At 72.4% G+C, this 14,494-nt stretch carries 12 protein-coding genes; 4 read left to right on the top strand and 8 right to left on the bottom strand.

Features of this window, described 5'->3' with window-relative positions; translation table 11 throughout:
• The first annotated feature begins 373 nt into the window (after positions 1-373).
• The 3 genes from ACN27G_RS08995 (at position 374) to ACN27G_RS08985 (ending at position 3,520) form a co-directional block, all read left to right on the top strand.
• Positions 374-805, top strand: coding sequence for a hypothetical protein (locus ACN27G_RS08995; protein ID WP_421492312.1), 432 nt, complete (start codon positions 374-376; stop codon positions 803-805).
• Between the two features lie 189 nt (positions 806-994).
• Entirely contained in the window at positions 995-1,279 is a 285-nt protein-coding gene (locus tag ACN27G_RS08990) for a hypothetical protein (RefSeq protein WP_421492311.1), read from the top strand.
• A gap of 171 nt (positions 1,280-1,450) precedes the next feature.
• A complete protein-coding gene (locus ACN27G_RS08985; protein ID WP_421492310.1) occupies positions 1,451-3,520 on the top strand; it encodes a putative bifunctional diguanylate cyclase/phosphodiesterase in 2,070 nt (689 codons plus the stop codon).
• Here ACN27G_RS08985 and ACN27G_RS08980 read toward each other — a convergent pair.
• Complete coding sequence (locus ACN27G_RS08980; protein WP_421492309.1) at positions 3,517-4,533, bottom strand: NAD(P)/FAD-dependent oxidoreductase; 1,017 nt, start codon at positions 4,531-4,533, stop codon at positions 3,517-3,519. The two genes, ACN27G_RS08985 and ACN27G_RS08980, sit on opposite strands and share 4 nt — an antisense overlap.
• Positions 4,534-4,730: 197 nt before the next feature.
• Between ACN27G_RS08980 and ACN27G_RS08975 the strand changes: the two genes are divergently transcribed.
• Entirely contained in the window at positions 4,731-5,057 is a 327-nt protein-coding gene (locus ACN27G_RS08975) for a hypothetical protein (protein WP_421492308.1), read from the top strand.
• 3 nt (positions 5,058-5,060) lie between these two features.
• Here ACN27G_RS08975 and ACN27G_RS08970 read toward each other — a convergent pair whose 3' ends face one another.
• The 7 genes from ACN27G_RS08970 to ACN27G_RS08940 all read right to left on the bottom strand — a co-directional run bounded on the left by ACN27G_RS08970 (position 5,061) and on the right by ACN27G_RS08940 (position 14,488).
• Positions 5,061-5,816 (bottom strand): thioesterase II family protein, encoded by a 756-nt coding sequence (locus ACN27G_RS08970; protein WP_421492307.1) that lies wholly within the window; start codon positions 5,814-5,816, stop codon positions 5,061-5,063.
• Positions 5,817-5,865: 49 nt separating this feature from the next.
• Positions 5,866-7,743, bottom strand: a complete 1,878-nt coding sequence (locus ACN27G_RS08965; protein ID WP_421492306.1) for a BTAD domain-containing putative transcriptional regulator — start codon at positions 7,741-7,743, stop codon at positions 5,866-5,868.
• A complete protein-coding gene (locus ACN27G_RS08960; RefSeq protein ID WP_421492305.1) occupies positions 7,743-9,758 on the bottom strand; it encodes a fatty acyl-AMP ligase in 2,016 nt (671 codons plus the stop codon). Before ACN27G_RS08960 ends, ACN27G_RS08965 begins: the two co-directional genes overlap by 1 nt.
• Before the next feature lie 330 nt (positions 9,759-10,088).
• On the bottom strand, positions 10,089-11,057 hold the full coding sequence (locus ACN27G_RS08955; protein ID WP_421492304.1) for a TauD/TfdA family dioxygenase: 969 nt from the start codon (positions 11,055-11,057) through the stop codon (positions 10,089-10,091).
• A 22-nt stretch (positions 11,058-11,079) separates the two neighbouring features.
• Positions 11,080-12,021 carry a TauD/TfdA family dioxygenase gene (locus ACN27G_RS08950; RefSeq protein ID WP_421492303.1) on the bottom strand — a complete coding sequence of 314 codons (942 nt, stop codon included), beginning with the start codon at positions 12,019-12,021 and terminating at the stop codon, positions 11,080-11,082.
• Between the two features lie 110 nt (positions 12,022-12,131).
• Entirely contained in the window at positions 12,132-13,541 is a 1,410-nt protein-coding gene (locus ACN27G_RS08945; RefSeq protein WP_421492302.1) for an MFS transporter, read from the bottom strand.
• Positions 13,538-14,488, bottom strand: a complete 951-nt coding sequence (locus tag ACN27G_RS08940) for an ornithine carbamoyltransferase (protein WP_421497281.1) — start codon at positions 14,486-14,488, stop codon at positions 13,538-13,540. The genes ACN27G_RS08945 and ACN27G_RS08940 overlap by 4 nt, the downstream gene beginning before the upstream one ends.
• Positions 14,489-14,494: the final 6 nt, after the last annotated feature.

The raw sequence follows: 14,494 nt of genomic DNA, 5'->3' as shown, positions 1-14,494 counted from the left end.
CGGCAAGGGTGTCGAACGTCCCCACTGCCCCGCCGCCCGGCGAACGAAACATCGACGACCATCGCCAGAAACATGATCGGCACGACCCAGCCGGACAGCCCGCCCCCGCGACCGGCGACCGGGTGGGAATCCACTGTGGTATTCCGGAGGGCCGCCGCCTCGGCTACCGTGGGTGCTGCCTCCGGCGCCAGCAGGTCGCCGTCGACGCCGACACGCTCCCGGACCGGCCTCTCACCTGCCGCCCGGACCGGCCCCCGCCGCCCGGCCGTGGTCGCGGCGGTCCGGTCCGTTCCGAGCGGCGGGTTCCGATAGGCGAAACGCGCCCCGTCCCCGCGATCCTTGGGCAGGATCGTCCGCAAGAGGAGGTGCCGCCGTGCAGAACACCCGGACGCTCACCCTGTCCTTCGAGGTCAGCGGGCCGCCACCGGTCAGGACCGAGGCGCTGTCGATCTTCGCCGCCGGTCACCGGCAGGCCGCCCGGGTCCGTACGCTGCTCCAGGCCGCCTGCGCGGCGGCGCAGCGCAGCGGCTGGACGGCGCTGACCGAGCCGGTCGCCCTGGAGGTCGTGCTGCGCCGCCCACCGGGTGGCCGGACCTCCGACGCGGCAACCCTGCTCGGCGGGATCGGCGCCGTGCTGCAGGACAAGAAGCGCGCCGCCGACATCGGTCTCGCGCACCTCGGGGTGCTCGCCGACGTCGCGCTCTACGTCGACGACCGGCAGATCCAGCAGATTTCGTACCGGGAGGAACCGGCCGAGGAGATGTCGTACCTGGTCCGGGTGAGCACGCTGCCGTCGGCGGTGTGAGCCGTGAGCCCCGGCCGGCCGCCCGCCGCACCCCGGCACGGGCACGGGCGCGCGCTCTCGCACGGGCGGCTGCGCGGGGCTCCGCCGACGTGACCGGTTTTACCGGCGGCTTCCGCTGGGTACGCGGACGGCCACCGGCGGCTGACGGGGATCCGGCGGTGACGATACCGGCGACGGAGGGAGCGGGCCATGTCGGAGCCACACGTCACACTCGACGGCACCGGGCTGGAGGCGACGCGGCAGCATCTGCGGGATCCGCTGGAGGAGCAGCTCACCTCCGCGCTGCGCGCGGCGACCGACCGGGTCCGCGCCGACTACACCGGCGAACCCGTGGACGAGGTCTGCCGCCGGCTGCTCGACGAGACCAGGGCCGGGCTGCACCCCGACATCGCCGAGGGCTTCACCCCGGACATGGACGAGTTCTGCCGGGTGGCGGTGGCGATCGTCCGGCAGGACGCGCCCGGGCTCTCCTGACACCGTCCCGCGATGGCCCTGGCCGGCGACGCTCGGGCCGGCGATGTCCCGTCCGGCGATCGACGCTGGCCGTCGGCGTCTGACCTCCGTACACTCGGTGCGCCGTTACGGCCGGCCGTGCGCGTCCCGCGTTCCGTGCACCGGATCCGGCCGATCACTACGGGAGGCCACGTGTCCGCACTGCCGTCCAGCGTGCCCACCGCGGTGCTCGACACCACCTCCACCGCCCTGCTGACCACCTCCGAGCAGGGCGAGGTGACCTGGTACAACCGCGCGGCGCAGCGGCTCGGCCAGCTGGTCGGCGCGGACATCGGCTCGCTGCCCTTCGCCACCGCCACCCCGGACGGCCCGCCGGTCGAGCTGCGCTGTCCGACGCCGGACGGCCAGATCCGGCACCTGCGGGTGACGTGCCGGAGGCTGCCGCCGCTGCCCCGCAGCGCTCCGGAGCCGGACGCCCGGCTGGTGTTCGAACTGGCGGACGTCACCGAGCAGCGCGCCGACCGGCGCCGCGCCGACGACTACGCCTGGCGGCTCTCCCGGATCGAGCAACTGGCCCGGGTCGGCACCTGGGAGTGGCACCTCCCCACCGACCAGGTGGTCTGGTCACCGACCCTCAAGGCGATGATCGGGCTGGCCCCGGAGACGGCGCTGGACTACCCGACCTACCGGACGATGATCCATCCCGACGACCTCGGGATGATCGAGGCGACCCTGGACCGGGCGATCCGGGAGGCCGCCCCCTTCACCTACACCCACCGGATGTACCAGGCGAACAGCCGGCAGATGCGGATCCTGGAGTGCTACGGCGAGGTCTTCACCGACGAGTCCGGCCGCCCGCTGCGGATGCTCGGCACGGCGCACGACATCACCGAGATCCGAAAGGTCCAGGACGAGCTCGCCTACCTGGCCGAACACGACCCGCTGACCGGCCTGCCGAACCGACGGGCCCTGACCGCCCGGATGAGCGAGCTGATCGCCGCCGGCGCACCGGCGACCGCGGCACTGCTCCTGATCGACATCGACAACTTCAAGGACATCAACGACCTGCGCGGCCACACGGTCGGCGACGAGGTGCTCCGGCTGCTGGCCCGCCTGCTGACCCGTCACCTGCCGACCGAGGCGGTGCTCGGCCGGCTCGGCGGGGACGAGTTCGCCGTGCTGCTCCCCCGCTGCGACGCCGACCGGGCGCTCGCGATCGGGGCCGGCCTCTGCGACCTGGTCGCCCGTACCCCGCTCGCGGTCCGGGGTGAGCCGCTGCGGGTGACGCTGAGCATCGGAGCCGCCCCGCTCGACACCGCCGAGGACGACACCCTGCTGCTCGCCCACGCCGACCTCGCGCTCTACCAGGCCAAGGGAGAGGGCCGCAACCGGGCCCGGCTCTTCGCCCCGGAGCAGCAGCGCGTGGCGGCCCGCCGGGTCGACCTGCTCTCCCGGGTCCGCCGGGCACTCGACACCGGCCAGTTGCAGCTCGACGCGCAGCCGATCATCGACCTCGCGGACGCCCGGGTACGCAGCTACGAGCTGCTGATGCGGGTACGCGACAACCAGCACCGCCAGATCGGTCCCGGCGACTTCCTGCCGGCACTCGAACGCGGCGACATGATCTACGAACTGGACCGCTGGGTGGTGGAGACCGCCACCTCGGCACTCGCCTCCGCCTGGGCGGTCGGGGTGGAGCTGCGGCTGGATGTCAACATCTCCAGCCGCTCCCTGGAGGATCCGAGCTTCGGCGACTGGGTGGTCGGCACGCTGGCCGCCGCGGGCGTACCCGCCACCCAGCTCGGTCTGGAGATCACCGAGACCACCGCCATCGCGAACCTGGCCGCCGCGCGGCGGCTCGCCTCCACGCTCACCTCGGCCGGCTGCCGGTTCAGCCTCGACGACTTCGGCGCCGGGTACGGCTCCTTCGTCTATCTGAAGCACCTGCCGTTCAGCGCGGTCAAGATCGCGGGTGAGTTCGTCCGCCAGGCCGACCACGGCGGTTCCGACCCGATCCTGATCGACGCGGTGGTGCGGGCCGCGCACGGGCTCGGGATGCGGACCGTCGCCGAGCACATCGACCGGCCGGAACTGGTCCCGGTGCTGCGCAGGCTCGGCGTCGACCGGGGGCAGGGCTACCACCTGGGCCGGCCCGAGCCGCTGCACGTGCTGATGGCCCGGACCACCGCCCCGGCGCCTCGACAGGCCGCCGTCAGCCCCGCGCCGAGCACCGGCCCCGCCGAACTGGCCCCACCGGGCTAGGCCCCGCCGGGTCCCGTGCCGGCGAGCGCCACGACCTCGTCGGCGCAGCCCCAGGCCAGGGTCACCCCGGCACCGCCGTGCCCGTAGTTGTGGATCAGCCGGACCGGGCCGGGCAGCCCCGCCGCCTCCTCGGCGACCCGGGCACCGCCGTGCCGACCGGGCCGCAGCCCGGCGAGCTGTCCGAGCACCGGCGCGCCGGCCAGCTCGGGGACCAACGCGACGCAGCGGGCCAGGATCGCCTCACCGGCCGCCTCGTCGGGCCCGGTCTCCGTCCGGTACGGCTCGTAGGTGCCGCCCAGCACCACGTCCCGGCGGCGCGGGTGCACGTACGTGACCCCGGCCGGGTTCGCCTCGTCCCGCACCGAGGTGGTGATGCCGGGGTTGGCGACCAGGACGATCCGCCCCCGGATCGGGTGCACGGCCGGGTCGTCGGCGAGGTCTCCGGCGGCCAGCCCGGTCGCGTTGACCACCAGCGTCGGCCGGCCGGCCGGCGGCACCGCCCCGGCCGCCCCGCTGGCGGCGTCGACCAGCCGGTCCACCCGGTGCCGGCGCACCGGCACGCCGAGCTCGCCGAGCCGGTGGAGCAGCCAGTCCAGGTACGGTCCCATCTCGACCGCCGGCACGGTGAACCGCCACTGCCCGGCGTACCCGTCGGGGGGCGGGACGGTGCGGAAGTCCGTGACCGCCGGGGCCCACCAGGGATCGCCGGCAGTCACCGGTGCGCGCAGCAGCATCCGGGTCGGCCGCATCACCACGCCGGGCACGCCCTGCCCGGCCTGCCCGGCGAAGGTCTCGAAGGTGCGCCGCGCCCAGCCCAGCACCCGGGGATCGGCGCTGGTCCGGGTCGGATACCACACCGCGGCGGCGACCCGGGAAACGGTGTCGGCCGGATCGTGCGCGGTAAGCACCGTCACCCGGGCGCCCGCCTCGGCCAGCCGGACCGCCGTGGTCAGCCCGACGACTCCGGCGCCCAGCACCACCACGTCGCGCATCCGGCCAGCCCGTCGTCTCAACGTGTCGTCAACCCTGCGGTCGGGGGGATCCTCGGCGCATCGGGGCGTACACCATCCCGCAGGGTAGCGGCATTCTCACCCGAGGTCCATACAGGAAGTCCCCCAAACCGCGCCGGAACCCCGTAAGTAAATAAAGACCCCTGACCGGGGACCAATAAGGGTTTCTGCGCATGAAAGGTACGACTATTCTCGGAACCGTGCAGGAAGAGATGGACCGAGGGCTCAGTCCCTCCACCCGGATCCAGCGCTACGTGGTGGTCTCCGAGGTCGTCGTCGAGGTGGAGAACGACTACCGGCTCAGGGCGGCGGCACTGGGCAAGCTGGACGCGATCGCGGCCAGCACCCCGGAAGGGCTGGAGCGGATGCGCGCCCGGATCGAGGGCGACACCGCGGTGGCGCTCGACTTCCTCACCGATCCGGTCGCCGCCATCGCCGAGGCGGACGGCATCCGCGCGCGCGGCCACGGCATCCGGGTCCGCCGTTACCTCCCGGCGGACGACGGCGACGGCGACGGCGAGAGCTGAGCCCTATCGGGAAAGGATCCGCTCGACCAGCAGCGGCACCAGCCGCTCCGCCTGGTCGTCGAGATAGAAGTGGCCGCCGGGCAGCGAGTGCACGTCGAGTCCGGCGCTGGTGTGCACCACCCAGTGCCGCGCGTCGGCGGTGGTGAAGGTGTGGTCCCGATCCCCGACGATCGCGGTGACCGGGCAGGTCAGGGGCTCGCCGGGGGCGTACCGGTAGGTCTCGATCAGCCGCAGGTCGCCCCGGACCATGGGCAGCGTCAACTCCCGGATGTCGGGGATCTCCAGCAGCTCCACACCGCCGCCGCCGAGTTCCCGGAGGTACGCGACCACGCCGTCGTCGTCCCGCAGGTGCACCCCGAGCGAGCGCCGGGCCGACGGCGCCGGACCGGCCGACGCGAAGAGCCGACGCACCGTGACCGGAGCACCGCTCCGCAGCCGCCGGGCCACCTCGAACGCGACCACCGCGCCCATGCTGTGCCCGAAGAGCGCCACCGGGCCGGCAAGCTCACGGTTGACCGCCGCGACGACCTCGTCGACCAGCACGGTCATGTCGTCGATGACCGGCTCGCCGTAGCGGTTCTGCCGGCCGGGGTACTGCACCCCGACAACCTCGATCGACTCCGGCACCAGATCCGCCCACTGCCGGAAGACGCTCGCGCCGCCACCGGCGTGCGGAAAGCAGACCAACCGGAGCGTGGCCCGCCTGGCCGCGCCGAAGCGGAGAAACCAGGCGTTCGCCACGCCGCTGTACGTGCTCACCGTTCGGCTCCCTTGTCTCGGGCGGGTACGCCGGGACGGATCCCGGCGTTCATCGGTTCTCCTGGCTGCCGGGGCCGGGCCACCGGCCGCCGAAGACGCGGTCCAGGGCCGCGTACCGCTCGTCGGCCGTCTCCTCCCCGGCGGCCTGCTCCAGGGCGAGCGCTCGGACCAGGTCGTGGAAGAGGTACCGGACCTGGCTCGCCCCGTCAACCTGGACGACGTCCAGCAGCCGGGCGTCGACCAGTTGCTCCAGCAGTTCCCGGGCGGTGCCGAGCGTGACGTCGAGCAGCACCGCGGCGGTCCAGATGGCGAACCGGGGCACGTCCAGCAGGGCCAGCAGCCGGAACGCCCGGCGGGCCGGCTCCTCCAGGCCCTGGAGGCTCAGTGCCACGCTGGCCCGGACTTCGAGATCACCGATCCGGAGTTCGTCGAGCCGGCGGCGCTGGCTGGAGAGCCGGTCGGCGAGCCGGGCCAGTCGCCAGTGTGGCTTGGCGGTGAGCCGGGCGCCCGCGATGCGTACGCCGAGCGGCAGGTGACCGCAGAGCCGGACGATCCGGACCGCCGCCTCCGGTTCGGCGGCCACCCGGGCGGCACCGACGATCTTGGAGAGCAGCTCCAGCGCCTGCACGTGTTCGAGGACGTCCAGGTCGATCAGGGGCACGCCCTCCAGCGCGGCGAGCCGGGCCCGGCTGGTCACCATCGCCGCGCAGGTGGGACTCTCCGGCAGCAGCGGGCGCACCTGCTGCTCGCTGGCGGCGTTGTCGAGCAGCACCAGCACCCGCCGCCCGGCCAGCCTGCTCTGGTAGAGCTGGACCCGCTCGGCCATGGACGGCGGCACGGCCGACGCCGGCAGGCCCAGCGCCTGCAGGAGGGTGCCCAGCAGGTCGGCGGAGTCCGCCGGCTGTGGCCCGGCGCCGCGCAGGTCCAGGTAGATCTGCCCGTCCGGGTAGGAGGGACGCAGCAGGTGGCCGACGTGGATCGCCAACGCCGTCTTGCCCAGCCCGGCCATTCCGCCGATCACGCAGGCCAGCCGCCGGCCGCCGCCCTCCGTGCTGCTGCGCAGCAGCGCGGCCACCTGGGCGGCCTCCCGGTCCCGGCCGGTGAAGTCCGCCACGTCCGGTGGTAGCTGGGACGGCGGCGATCCGACCGGGGCGCCTCCGGCCACGACCCGCTGCTCCGCCGCCGGCAGGGTGAGCGACTCCTCGGCGGCCAGCACGGACTTGTGCAGGTCCTGTAGCTCGCGCCCCGGGTCGATGCCGAGTTCCTCCGCGAGCAGGTGCCGGTAGTCCTGGTAGCTGGCGAGCGCGTCCGCCTGCCGCCCGCAGCGGTAGAGGGTCAGCATGAGCTGACCCCGGAACTGCTCGCGCAGCGGGTCCGCGGCGACCAGCCCGGTCAGCTCGACGACCAGCCGGGCGTGCTGGCCCAGCGCCAGCTCGGCGTCGATCCGGTCGCCCAGCGCGGCGAGCCGGGCCTCCTCCAGCCGGGGCCGCTCCGCGTCGCCGAGGAACTCGGTCACCCCGGCGAGCGCGGGGCCGCGCCAGAGCGCGAGCGCGTCGCACAGCGCCTGCGCGGCCTCGGCCGGCCGGCCGTCGGCGAGGGCGTCCCGGCCGTACGCCGCGAGCCGCTCGAAGCGCACCAGGTCGAACCGGTCGGGCGCGATCCGCAGCACGTATCCGGGGCGCTGCCGGACTATCTCGGCATCGGGGGCGAGCTTGGCGCGCAGCCGGGAGACGTAGGTCTGGATCTGTGCGGCCGCGGTGACCGGCGGGTCGTCTCCCCAGAGCAGGACGGCGAGTCGCGAGTCGGAGACCACCCGGCCCCGGGCGAGCAGCAGCGCGGCGAGCACCGTGCGTACCTTGGCGGCGCTGAGTTCGACCACGCCGGTCGGGTCGACCACCTCGACCGAACCGAGGATCCGGAAGTCCATCAGAACCTCCCGCCGCCCGTCGTCACCGAAAGACCCTGTCTCGCCGGCACCGCGAGGGGGCGACCGACGGTGCGGTAGCGGCGCTGCGTCTCGATGTCCAGATCCTCGTAGACCGGGTCCAGGGCGTCGGCCATGAACAGCTCCCGCATCAGCGCCCGCTGCACCTTGCCCCCCGGCGACTTGCGCACCTTGCCGGGGCGCAGGAAAGCGACGTTGGCGACCCGCACCCCGAAGCAGCGGCTGAGCCAGTCCTTGACGCTGCGGGCCAGGCAGGAGAGCGCGGCCGGATCCGCCGGCTCGCCCCGCACCTCGTGCAGTACCACGATCTCCTGCCGGGGTGACGGCACCGCGAAGACCGTGCCGGTGAGGTCGGCGAAGCGGATGTGGGAGGTGCGTACCGCCTTCTCCATGTCGTACGGGTAGAGGCTGCGCCCGCCGATCACGAGCATCTCCCGCATCCGGCCCAGCACGTAGAGCTCGGCACCGGCCCAGACACCGACGTCACCGGTACGCAGGTAGCCGCTCTCGCCGGCGGCCGTGGTCGCGCCGAACACCCGATCGGTCTCGGGCTCCCGCCGCCAGTAGCCACGGGCCACGCTCCGGCCCCGGATCCAGATCTCGCCGAGCCGGCCGTCGGGCAGGATCGCGGCCGTTTCCGGGTCGACGATCCTGACGTCGAGACCGTGCACCACACCACTGCTGACAAGTGATCGCGCGCTGGGCGTATCGACCGCGGCCGGCAGCAGGACGTTCTGTTCCAAGCGGCTCGGATCGAAGCGTTCCACGGCGGGCGGACGACCGGGTCGGGTACCGGAGACGAAGAGCGTGGATTCGGTGATGCGGTAACCGACCCGCACCGCCTCGCGACGGAAGCCGGCCGCGGCGAACCGGTCGGTGAATTCGATCAACGGCTCCGGCTCGATCGGATCCGCGCCACCGACCCAGGCATGCTCCCAACGACCCAGGTCGACGCCGTTGACCTGCTCGTCGGTCAACTCCCGTGCGCAGAGGCGGTATGCGAAGCCCGGGGCCGAACTGACCCGGACATCGTATTTGTCGATGGCTTTCAACCAGCGGGACGGATCTGCGAAGAAATCGTCAGGTGACATCAGAACGGTGGTGGCGCCGCGATAGAGCGGCTCGAGCAGCATTTCGATCAGACCGGCGCTGTCGTGCAACGGAAGCCAACTGAGGCAGCGGTCCTCCGGCGTCAGGGAAAGTGCCTCCCGGAATATGCCGAAGTTGTGCGCCAGATTTTCGTGGCTGACCATCACACCTTTCGGATCGCTGGTGGATCCGGTGGTGTAGCTCAGCAGCGCGAGCGCCTCGGTGCCGATTCGCGGCGAACCGTCCCAGGTGCCCGAGCTGTCCGCGACGGCGAGGTCGGTGGCCGTGCAGAGCAACCGGTCCAACCCGTCCTGGCTCATCCAGTCGGAGACCGTCACCAGGCTCGCGCTGTCGGTCAGCACGATGCGCGGATCCGAGTCCAGGGCAATCCCGGTCGCCCGCATGAGGTGGTGCTTGTCCCCGTCCGGCAACGGCGCCGGCACCGGCACAATTCCGGCATACATGCACCCCAGGATGCTTTTGACGAACTCGAGGCCGGTCGGATAGAGGAGCAGTGCCCGGTCACCGGGACGACAACGGTCCCGCAGCCGACCGGCCAGCACCCGGGCCGCACGGTCCAGTTCGCCGTAGCGCAAGGATTCCGAATGCTCTTCACATTCACTCCAGCGCAGGCAGACGACCGCCTCCCGGTCCGGATCCCGGCCGGCGAGCCGGGCGACCTGCTCCACGACACCCACGATTCCCACCCGCATTTCCCCCCAAATGTTGGCTGCGGGAAGCGTAGACCGGCCACGCCGGGCCACCGAATGAGCGACACCCTCTCGGCAACCACGACCGCGGACGCCAGCTCTCCCAAACGCGCACGGACGGTTCCGCCTACAATATCGGCGCCCGCATATGCAATCAAGTCGGGTTGGAGACACCGACAAGAACTTCGAGCGAAACATCAGGAAAACGTCACTCGCCAATCCTGACGGAGAGTCTTCTCCGAGGTAAGGGCGGTCCGATCGCGTTGCCGCGATGTCCCTGTCACCAGGACAATTGACCCGGACAGCCGGGAAACTTACCGCTTCTTTGCCGACCCGGAGCCCCATAATCGCAGGTCGCCGGGATACCGGGTTCCGATCAAAAGACAAGCAACTTTCACGTACTGGCGCGTAACCCAGACAATCGCGGCCGGAACAGCCCTAAACAAGCCGGAAATAGTTGATGGGATACGAAAGCCCGCCCCGGGCGGCCGTCAGGCCGCCCGGGGCGGGCGCTCGCTCGCGTCGGGATCAGGCGTTCGACGGCTCCGCCATCGCCACCGCGATCTGCCGGGGGCCGGTGAAGGGCTCACGGCCGTGCGCCGCGAGCATGTTGTCGACCACCAGGACGTCGTCGTACTGCCAGTCGAACCGGACGGTCGCGGCACGGTAGCAGTCCCGCAGGTGGCCGATGACGTCGTCCGGGATCCGGGCACCGTCGCCGTAGTAGGTGTTGGTCGGCAGGTCCTCCTCGTCGAAGATCTCCAGCACACCCTCCCGGACGTCGGCCGGCAGCGTGGTGACGTGGAAGAAGGTCGCGTGGTTGAACCACACCGTCTCGCCGCTGACCGGATGGGTGTGCACCGCCCTGCGGACCGCCCGGGTACGCAGCCCGCCGCCGTCGCGCCACTCGGTCTCGATCCCGTTCGCCGCGCAGTACGCGGTGACCGCCTCCCGGTCGTCGGTGTTGAAGACCTGCTGCCACGCGGTCCCGAACGAGGCGTGGAAGTTGCGCACCACCATCCAGCCCCGCCGGGCGAACTCCTCCCGGACCGTCGGATCGATCGCCCGGTAGACCTTCCGGATGTCCGCCAGCGGCGTCGCACCCCGGGTCGTCGGCGCCTGCCGGCAGTAGAAGTACAGGGTCAGCGGCCAGACCGCCTGGTAGGAGTTCTCGTTGTGCAGGAAGATCTCCTCGTTCGGCGGGTAGTCGGTCGAGGTGTAGACCTGGCCCTTGATGGTGCTGCGCGGCGAGGAGCGCTCGGAGTAGGTCAGCGGCGGGCCGGAGAGCGCGCGTACCACCGCGTCGAATCCGTCGACGCCGCCGACGGAGAAGCCGCGCAGCAGCAGCGCCCCCCGCTCGTGCAGGATCCGCCGCAGGTCGGCCCGCTCGGCCGCGATCAGCTCCCCGATCTCGACCCCGGCCGATTCGCGGGTGCGCACGAACGGCATCGTCGGAAGCTCGGTGGTCGCGGCGGTGTCGGTAGTGGAGAGAGTCATGGTCCGGCCCTTCGAGGGAGGTTCAGTCGGACATCGCGACCAGGACCCGGCGCCGCCCGGTGAACGGGCGCCGGCCGTGCCCGACCAGTACGTTGTCGATCAGCAGCACGTCGCCCTGCCGCCAGTCCACGTCGACGGCGCTCTCGAGCCCACGGTCGCGCACCTGGATGACATAGTCGTCCGGGATCGGGCTGCCGTCGGCGAAGGTGACCGACTGCGGCAGCTCGTCCGGCGGCAGCACCTCGGCCAGCGACTTCGCGGTCTCGTCACCGAGTGCGGCCGGGTGCCACTGGTCGGACTGGTTGAACCACACCTCGACCCCGGTGACGGGATGCCGGGTGGTGGAGGGGCGGTCCTGGGTGACCCGCAGCCCGCCGTCCGGCTTCCACTCCCAGCTCGCCTCGGTGCTGCTCAGGAACGCCTCGACCTCGTCGCGGTCGGCGGTCTCGAAGGTGTCCTGCCAGCTCTTGCCGAGGCCGAAGCCGTCGTGCAGGTTCTGGGTGTAGCGGACCCCGTCGGCGTAGGCGGCCCGGACCTCCGGGTCCAGGGACTCCAGCCACCGGACGCCGTCCACCACCGGGGTGGCGCCGCCGGTCTCCGCCGCCGTGTGGCAGAAGAACATCAGCCGGGTCGGCCACTGGTGCGCGTACGACAGCTCGTTGTGCATCGAGATGGTGAACTCGGGCGGGTACTCGGTCGAGGTGTAGACGTTCTTCCCCACCTTGGTACGCGGCGAGTTGCCGTGCACGTACGCCAGCCGGTTCGGCAGCAGCCGGTCCATCACCGGGTCGAGGGTCTCCTCGGTCACCTGGAAGCCGCGGAAGACCAGCGCCTTCTCGGCGGTCAGCAGCTTCGCCAGGTCCGGCATGCTCGCGAGGTGGTCGACCAGCCCCTGCGGGCTCGCCTCGACCCCGGGGGCCGCCGGGTCGATCTCCATCGGTCTCCAGGTCTGGTGACCTTCCATCGGGCTCTCCCTTCGAGAGGACTCCCGCGAGGCTGGAGACCGGTGGCGGGAATCAGAAGGTAATGCGTTGGTGACACAGCCGTCATCCAGTCCAAGGATGGCGGCAAGATCTATACTTTTCCGATACTCCGGCTGGCACCGCGGCTGCCCTGCCCGGCGCCACGGCTCCGTCGGCCGGTGCGGCGGCGGACCAGCCGGGCGTTCTCCTCGGTCGCCGCGATCCCCCGCACCGCCGGGCTGAGCACGGCGAGCACGACCAGCGACACCATCACCGCGCCGAGCCCGAGCACCGTCACCCGGAGTCCGGCACCGGCCAGCAGCAGCCCGCCGCCGAGCGCACCGACGAAGTTGGCCCCGGAGGCGAGCAGCGTGGCGACCGCGCCGACCCGACCCATCAACGGGTCGGGGGTGATCCTGACCAGGTAGACCCCGCCGACCACGTTGAACAACCCGCCGACGTAGCTGTTGGCGGCGAAGATCGCCGCCAGCGCGACCGGGTCGGTGGTGAAGGCCATCGCCGGCACCGTCACCGCCCAGGCGGCCAGCCCGCCCACCACCAGCGCCCGCAGGGTGGCCCGGCGCAGCCACCACATGCCGCTCAGCGCGCCCAGCATCCCGCCCACCCCGCTGACCCCGATCACGGCGCCGACCACCGCACCCGAACCGCCGCCGTTGCGGACGGTGAGCATCAGCGCCAGGGTCAGCGCCTGGAAGACGGCGTTGCTGACCGCGACGAAGCCCAGCACCGTACGGAGGAACCGCTGCCGCCACAGCCACGCCACGCCCTCGGCGATGTCGGCGCGCAGCGTCGTCGGCGCGGCCGGCCGGGAGTGCTGGAAGGGGCGGCGGATCAGCAGCAACGCGACCAGGGAGCCGAGGTGCGCGACGGTGGTGAAGAGGAACGGCGCCCAGCGGGCGACGGTGAAGAGCAGGCCGCCGACGGGCTGGCCGATCAGCACCGCGGCCCGGCCCCGGGTCTCGTTCTGGGTCAGCGCGGCCGGCAACTGCTCGCCCGGCACGAGATGCCGGACGGCGGCCCGCTCGGCGAGCTGGTAGAAGACGCTCAGGCTGGTCTGGACGAACGCCACCACCATGAGCTGGGGCAGCCAGATCCGGTCGAGCAGCACCGCCAGTGCCACACTGCCGGTGGCGAGGAGGCAGCCGAGATCGCAGAAGATCATCAACCGGCGCCGGTCCCAGCGGTCGACGAACGCGCCCGCCGGCAGCTGGACGAGCAGGTGTGGCAGGAGCGCGGCGGCGCCGACCAGGCCGGCCTGCCCCGCCGACCCGGTGTACCAGAGCACCAGCAGCGGGTACGCGATCGAGGTGATCCGCGCACCGACCAGGGTGCCGGCGGCCCCCGCCCAGAGCAGCAGGAAGTCCCGGTTGCGGCGCAGCGGCGGCGGCCCCGGCGCCGTCCGACCGGCCGCCGGCCCGGCGGGCTGCACCGCAGCGGACGAACCCGCGGCGGCCGGCGCCGCGCCTCCGGTGGGCGGGGCGGGCTCCTCGACGAGGCTCACGAGCCGGTTCCCGGCGGCCCGCCGACCGGGCCACGGCGGCACCACTCCAGCACCGCCATCGCGCTGTGCAGCTTGTTCTCCGCCTGCGCGAAGGCGATGCTCGCCGGGCCGTCCAGCACCTCGGCGGTGACCTCCTCGCCCCGGTGTGCCGGCAGGTCGTGCAGGAAGACCGCGTCCGGGCTGCCGTCCCAGAGCCCGACCCCGACCTGGAACGGGGCGAAGATCTCCCGCCAGTCCGGATCGGGCTTGCTGGTGCCGGTGGTCTGCCACCGGGTGGTGTAGATGACGTCGAAGCCACCGGGCAGCCCGGCCATGTCGTGCCGCTCGCGGATCGTCGCCGTGCCCCGGGCCGCCCGCGCCACGGCGGTCGCCGAGATCTCCCCGGTCAGCCCGTAGCCGGGCGGCGTACGCAGCTCGAGGTGGGTGCCGGGATAGCGGGTGAGCGCCAGGGCGAGCGCGGCGGCGGTGTTGTTGCCCTCGCCGACGTAGAGCACGCGGAGCCCGTCGATCCGGCCGAAATGGTCGAGCAGCGTGGTCAGGTCGGTCAGCGCCTGGGTCGGATGCTCGTCGGCGCTCATCGCGTTGACCACCGACATCCGGTCCTGGGCGGCAAGCTGCCGCAGCTCGGCCGGGTCGCCCGCGGTCCGGGCCACCAGCACGTCGAGCATCCGGGACATCACCCGGCCGGTGTCCGCGTGCGTCTCGCCGGTGTTCAGCTGGAGGTCGTCCGGCCCGTACGAGACGATCTGCGCGCCGAGCCGCAGTGCCCCGCTGGAGAAGGCGGTTCGGGTGCGGGTCGAGGTCTTCCGGAAGTAGACCCCGACCACGTCGCCGTCGAGCGGCCGTTCCCGGCGCGCCGCTCCGGACCGGAACCGGACCCCCCGGGCGACGATGGCGTGCAGGTCCTCGTCCGTCAGGTCGTCGATCGAGATCAGATGCCTGACCATCCGCGC

Origin of the sequence: Plantactinospora sp. WMMB334 (assembly GCF_049179095.1) — a bacterium.
Classification (GTDB): domain Bacteria; phylum Actinomycetota; class Actinomycetes; order Mycobacteriales; family Micromonosporaceae; genus Plantactinospora.
The sequence above is the reverse complement of the archived record's forward strand: the minus strand, read 5'-3'. Positions and strand labels throughout refer to the sequence as shown.

Excerpts from the sequence above, each read along its gene's own strand:
- ACN27G_RS08990 (WP_421492311.1), top strand. The coding sequence starts at position 995 with ATGTCGGAGCCACACGTCACACTCGACGGCACCGGGCTGGAGGCGACG.
- ACN27G_RS08950 (WP_421492303.1), bottom strand. The coding sequence starts at position 12,021 with ATGGAAGGTCACCAGACCTGGAGACCGATGGAGATCGACCCGGCGGCC.
- ACN27G_RS08940 (WP_421497281.1), bottom strand. The coding sequence starts at position 14,488 with ATGGTCAGGCATCTGATCTCGATCGACGACCTGACGGACGAGGACCTG.
- ACN27G_RS08965 (WP_421492306.1), bottom strand. The coding sequence starts at position 7,743 with ATGGACTTCCGGATCCTCGGTTCGGTCGAGGTGGTCGACCCGACCGGC.
- ACN27G_RS08960 (WP_421492305.1), bottom strand. The coding sequence starts at position 9,758 with ATGTTTCGCTCGAAGTTCTTGTCGGTGTCTCCAACCCGACTTGATTGC.
- ACN27G_RS08955 (WP_421492304.1), bottom strand. The coding sequence starts at position 11,057 with ATGACTCTCTCCACTACCGACACCGCCGCGACCACCGAGCTTCCGACG.